Below are 5,534 nucleotides of genomic sequence, written 5' to 3'. Positions count from 1 at the left end.
ACCGTTTCCGTATCCGATTTCCTCGGTGCTTTCCAGGTTCCCGCTTCCGCGTTTCCCTTTCCGGCGAGTCCGACTCTATCAGAACCTTTCGGGCCCGATTTCCTCGGTGCTTTCCAGGTAATCCGCTTTCGCGTTTCCCTTTCCAGCGGCTCCGACTTTATCAGAATCCATGGACCGGATTGACCGGCGCCCATTTCTGAATCATCAGGAGTGGCTTCTTCTGAATCGACGTGTCGATTTCTTTGAGAAGCGAGCAAACTCTAACCGCTGCCGCCGGACGTGTCCAGTTCTAGGCAACTGTTCGAATCTACCTCCCCAGTGTACCTCTGTCAACGGTTTTCCCGGGGCGAAGATGAGACTAGCAGGTCAGCGGGGGTGCACGCACATCAGGCGGCCGTCGGCAGAGTGGCGCTTCGCTCGGATGCTGAGACGTCACCGGTCTCGCCGGAGCGGGCCGCGCGTCCTCCGAGGACATAGACGTACAGAAGAAAGGCCACTTCAGCCGTGATTCCGATGCCGATTCGGGCCCAGGTGGGAAGGCTCGACGGCGTCACGAAGCCTTCGATGGCACCCGAGACAAAGAGGATGAGCGCCAGGCCCATCGCCATGCCCAGCGCGGCGCGCCCCTCTTCCGCCAGGGCTGTACGACGGGATCGCGGGCCCGGGTCGATCACCGTCCAGCCCAGTCGCAGTCCTGTGCCCGCGGCGACGAAGACAGCGGTCAGTTCCAGCAGGCCGTGCGGGAGGACGAGCCCCAGAAAGGTGTCGAGCCGGCCGGCCGATGACATCAGGCCGATGCCGACCCCCAGGTTGAGCATGTTCTGGAAGAGGATCCAGAGGACCGGAATCCCGAGGAAGACACCGAGGACCAGGCACATCGCGGCGGCCTTGGCGTTGTTCGTCCACACCTGGGCGGCGAAGGCCGCGGCGGGATGACTGGAGTAGTAGGTCTCGTACTCGCCACCGGGGCGGGTGAGGGTCCGCAGTTCGCTGGGGGCGGCGATGGCGGCCTGGACCTCGGGGTGGGTGCCGATCCACCACCCGAGGAGGGCGGCTATCGCCGTGGACAGCAGCGCCGTGGGCACCCACCAGTGGCGGGCACGGTAGACCGCTGCCGGGAAACCGTGCGTCAAGAAGCGGGTGACATCGCGCCAGGAGGCTCGGCGGGTGCCGGTCACAGCACTGCGCGCGCGTGCCACGAGTTGGCTGAGACGCCCGGTGAGCTGGGGATCCGGCGCACTGGACTGGATCAGCGAGAGGTGCGTGGCGGTTCGCTGGTACAGGGTGACGAGTTCGTCGGCCTCGGCTCCGGTGAGGCGGCGCTGTCGGCGCAGCAGGCCGTCGAGTCTGTCCCACTCGGCTCGGTGGGCGGAGACGAAGACGTCGAGGTCCATCGGTTTGCCTGCTCCTCGGCTGCTCGTCGACTGCTCATCGGGCGCTCATCATGGATGTCAGCTTGTCTTACTGCGGCGCGATGTGTCCTCAGCTTGGCAGACTGGCGGTTCTCGGGGCAGGTCAGGGGAAGGACGGCACGCGTGAGTGAGCTAGTGACGGGCGAGGCGGTGGCGCTGGAGCTGCGCCCCGCGAAACTGCCGAGCCGGGCGCTTGCCGTGGTGCTCGACCTGGCCCTGGTCGTGGCGGTCTACATCATCGTGACCATCGGTCTGGTCGCCGCGACCGCCGCGTTGGACGACGCGGCGCAGATCGCCGTGTCGATCGCGAGCTTCCTTCTTGTGCTGGTCGGCGGGCCGATCGCGGTGGAGACACTCAGCCACGGCCGTTCTCTGGGGAAGCTGGCGTGCGGGCTGCGGGTGGTGCGGGACGACGGCGGGCCGATCCGGTTCCGGCACGCGCTGGTGCGCGGTGCCGTGGGGGTGGTCGAGATTCTGATGACGTTCGGGATCGTCGCGTGCATCGCCTCGCTGGTGTCGGAGCGCGGGCGGCGGCTCGGTGACGTGTTCGCGGGGACGCTGGTCGTGCGGGAGCGGATTCCGGCGGGGCGTATGGCGTACGTTCCCGCGCCGCCGCCCTGGCTGGCGGGGCGTTTCGCCGAACTCGATCTGTCCGCCGTACCGGACGGGCTGTGGCTGGCCGTCCGCCAGTACCTGACGCGGATGGGCCAGCTGGATCCGCAGGTCGGTGTGGCGATGGCCGAACGGCTCGCCGCGGATCTCGCCGCCCGTACGGGGGCTCCGGCACCGCAGGGTGTGCCGGCGGGCGCGTATCTGGCGGCCGTGGTGCAGGAGCGTCAGACCCGCGAGGCCCGTCGGGCGTTCGCCGGTGCGCCGGGCGCTTTCCCCGCGGCACCTGGACCCGGTGGCCATTTCTTCCCCCTGCCGGGCACTCCTGTCGGCCACCCCTTCCCGTCGAGCGCTCCCGCCGGCTACCCCTCCCAGCCCGGCGCTCCTGTGGGCTACCCGCTCCAACCGGGCGGGCCTGCCGGCCGCCCCTTCCAGCCCGGTGGTCCCGCCGGCTACCCCGACCAGCCGGGGCCCGGCGTCCACTTCACCCCGCCGAGCCCCGCCGGGTATCCAGTCGCGGCTCAGCGGCCTGCGGCCCCGCAGCCGTCCCCGCAGCCGACCGGTTCGGCCGCTCCGGCCGCTCCGGTCGCCCCGATCGAGCAGGCCGGCCGGGAGGAGCGTCCCCCGACCGGCTTCGCGCCGCCCGCGTAGGCACGCGCTCACCCCCGACTCCCCGTCGCCGCCTCCGGTCGGCCCGGCCTCGCGAACCCGCCGTCAGGCGAACACCGACGGCGGTGATTCGAGGTGTTCCAGTTCGATGCCGGGGGCCGCGAGCACGACGTCTCCCGCGATGTGCACGGCGTGCTGCTCCCCCGTGTCCAGCGCTGTGACCTGGTATTCGTCCACGGTCAGGGGCCCGTTGTCAGTGGCGTGTGTTTCGCTTGCGATCAAGGCCCAGGACTGGTCGAGGGTGCGCGGGGCGAGGACCGGGTCGGTGAAGGCGACGAGGCGTACGCGGGTCGCCGGGGCGGCGGCGGAAGGGGTGAGGCGAAGGAGACGGGCGGTGGCGACGAGGAACGCGGGAGAGGTACCGGTGAAGGCATGGGCGGGCACGTTGCCCTCGGTGGCCTCGGTGCCGGTGGGGTCGGTGCGGACCCAGGTCACGCCTTCGAGAGCGGCGCCCCTCACCTGCCAGTTCGCGGCGTGCAGTTCGAGGCGGATGGGGCGGCCTAGATCGTCGAGGGCCAGGTCGACCGAGCCGGTGACGGTCCCCTTCCCTGGCTCGGGAAGGCCGTCGGGTCCCGTGGCGGACGGGGTGGTGAGCTGGGAGACGTAGCGCCAGCCGGAGGAGCCGGGCGCGCAGTGGAAGTGTTCGTCGGCGAGAGGGGTGTGGTCGTGCGGATCATGGAGCGAATAACGGCCGCGGGGCATGGGCGTTCAGGTCCTCATCGGGGACAGGCCCCCGCCGGGACGGCGAGGGCCTGCTGACATCCGGACGCCGAGCGGTGGTACCGCTGCTCGGCGGGCGTGCTCAGTAGCGGTAGTGGTCCGACTTGTACGGGCCGTCGACCTCGACACCGATGTAGGAGGCCTGCTCGGGGCGGAGCGTCGTGAGCTTCACGCCGAGCGCGTCGAGGTGGAGACGGGCGACCTTCTCGTCCAGGTGCTTGGGCAGCACGTAGACGTCGGTCGGGTACTCCTCCGGCTTGGTGAACAGCTCGATCTGGGCCAGGGTCTGGTCCGCGAACGAGTTGGACATCACGAAGGACGGGTGGCCGGTCGCGTTGCCCAGGTTCAGCAGGCGGCCCTCGGACAGCACGATGATGACCTTGCCGTCGGAGAACTTCCAGGTGTGGACCTGCGGCTTGACCTCGTCCTTGACGATGCCGGGGATCTTGGCGAGGCCGGCCATGTCGATCTCGTTGTCGAAGTGGCCGATGTTGCCGACGATCGCCTGGTGCTTCATCTTGGCCATGTCCGAGGCCATGATGATGTCCTTGTTGCCCGTCGTGGTGACGAAGATGTCGGCCTTGTCGACGACCTCGTCGAGGGTCGTGACCTGGTAGCCGTCCATCGCCGCCTGCAGGGCGCAGATCGGGTCGATCTCGGTGATGATCACGCGGGCGCCCTGGCCGCGCAGGGACTCAGCGCAGCCCTTGCCCACATCGCCGTAGCCGCAGACGACAGCGGTCTTGCCGCCGATCAGGGTGTCGGTGGCGCGGTTGATGCCGTCGATCAGCGAGTGGCGGCAGCCGTACTTGTTGTCGAACTTCGACTTGGTGACGGCGTCGTTCACATTGATCGCCGGGAACAGCAGGGTGCCGTCGCGGTACATCTCGTACAGACGGTGGACGCCGGTCGTGGTCTCCTCGGTCACGCCGCGGATCTCCGAGGCGAGCTGGGTCCACTTCTGCGAGCCGTCCGAGATGGTGCGGTGCAGGAGTCCGAGGACGAAGCCGTGCTCCTCGGACTCGGCGGTGTCGAGCGAGGGGACCTTGCCGTCCTTCTCGTACTCGACGCCCTTGTGGACGAGGAGGGTGGCGTCACCACCGTCGTCGAGGATCATGTTCGGGCCGCCGGTGGGGGTGTTCGGCCAGGTCAGCGCCTGCTCCGTGCACCACCAGTACTCCTCCAGGGTCTCGCCCTTCCAGGCGAAGACCGGGATGCCCTGCGGGTTCTCGGGCGTGCCGTTCGGGCCGACCGCGATGGCGGCGGCGGCGTGGTCCTGGGTGGAGAAGATGTTGCAGGAGGCCCAGCGGACATCGGCACCCAGGGCGACCAGGGTCTCGATGAGGACGGCGGTCTGCACCGTCATGTGCAGGGAGCCGGTGATGCGGGCGCCCGCGAGGGGCTGCGCCTCGGCGTACTCCCTGCGGATCGACATCAGGCCGGGCATCTCGTGCTCGGCGAGGGTGATCTCCTTGCGGCCGAACTCGGCCAGGGAGAGGTCGGCGACCTTGAAGTCCTGTCGGCTGTCGACAGTCGTCATACGAGCTGCTCCTCGAAATCGGGGCGAGGTGGGTAGGGCTGTTCTGCGCGGCGGCGGTCACGAACGCGTGCCCGATCGGGGCACGGACGTACACCGGCGGGGCACGGCAGTGCCCGGTGCGCGCAGCGCAGTCCGTCGGAGGCCCTCTCTCCCTCGGCCGGTCCGCGGTGGGACCGCCCGACCGCCATCAGCAGCGACGTCTGGCTCAGTCACCAAGCTACACCGGTGGGCGTGTCCCTCCCCAGTCCGCCTCCGCGCGGAGCGGGCTCCGGCCGCCCCGCACCGGGCCGTTCGCGGAGCCGGTGATACCCGCGATGCCTCCGTGGACCGTACGGCGGACCTGGACAGGAGAGTTGAACGGCGGAGCCGGACAGAAGAACGGAACGGCAGAGCCGAACGGTGGAAAGGAACGGGGAGATGCACGAGGGGATGCACGAACGGTGGGGACGAAGGGAGGGGTCGGGCGCAAGGCGGGGGAACGGCGTCGGGGCCCGCCTGAGATCTCAGGCGGGCCCCGCCCCCCTACCCCCCCCCGGGGGGGTGACGGGGGCGCCCGCGCCCGCGCCCGGGCGCCCGGCGGGGCC

5 protein-coding genes are annotated in these 5,534 nt (G+C 69.6%); 2 read left to right on the top strand and 3 right to left on the bottom strand.

Going from position 1 to position 5,534, the window contains the following annotated elements; genetic code table 11:
* A partial coding sequence (locus ACIQRL_RS12940; RefSeq protein WP_401330778.1) for a hypothetical protein occupies nucleotides 1-183 on the top strand: 183 nt, incomplete at its 5' end.
* A 203-nt stretch (nucleotides 184-386) separates the two neighbouring features.
* On the opposite strand, the gene ACIQRL_RS12935 is transcribed toward ACIQRL_RS12940, so the two are convergent.
* Complete coding sequence (locus ACIQRL_RS12935) at nucleotides 387-1,394, bottom strand: stage II sporulation protein M (protein ID WP_401330776.1); 1,008 nt, start codon at nucleotides 1,392-1,394, stop codon at nucleotides 387-389.
* Nucleotides 1,395-1,535: 141 nt separating this feature from the next.
* Here ACIQRL_RS12935 and ACIQRL_RS12930 point away from each other — a divergent pair, with 141 nt between their 5' ends.
* Nucleotides 1,536-2,672: an RDD family protein gene (locus ACIQRL_RS12930; protein WP_401330774.1), complete on the top strand. Its 1,137-nt coding sequence runs from the start codon at nucleotides 1,536-1,538 to the stop codon at nucleotides 2,670-2,672.
* A gap of 63 nt (nucleotides 2,673-2,735) precedes the next feature.
* Here ACIQRL_RS12930 and ACIQRL_RS12925 read toward each other — a convergent pair whose 3' ends face one another.
* Nucleotides 2,736-3,392: a hypothetical protein gene (locus ACIQRL_RS12925; RefSeq protein ID WP_401330772.1), complete on the bottom strand. Its 657-nt coding sequence runs from the start codon at nucleotides 3,390-3,392 to the stop codon at nucleotides 2,736-2,738.
* A 100-nt stretch (nucleotides 3,393-3,492) separates the two neighbouring features.
* The gene (gene ahcY / locus ACIQRL_RS12920) at nucleotides 3,493-4,950 is read right to left on the bottom strand and encodes an adenosylhomocysteinase (RefSeq protein ID WP_401330770.1); all 1,458 of its coding nucleotides are present in this window, start codon (nucleotides 4,948-4,950) and stop codon (nucleotides 3,493-3,495) included.
* Between the last annotated feature and the right edge of the window lie 584 nt (nucleotides 4,951-5,534).

It is taken from the genome of Streptomyces sp. NPDC091209 (assembly GCF_044757755.1).
GTDB lineage: Bacteria > Actinomycetota > Actinomycetes > Streptomycetales > Streptomycetaceae > Streptomyces.
The sequence above is the reverse complement of the archived record's forward strand: the minus strand, read 5'-3'. Positions and strand labels throughout refer to the sequence as shown.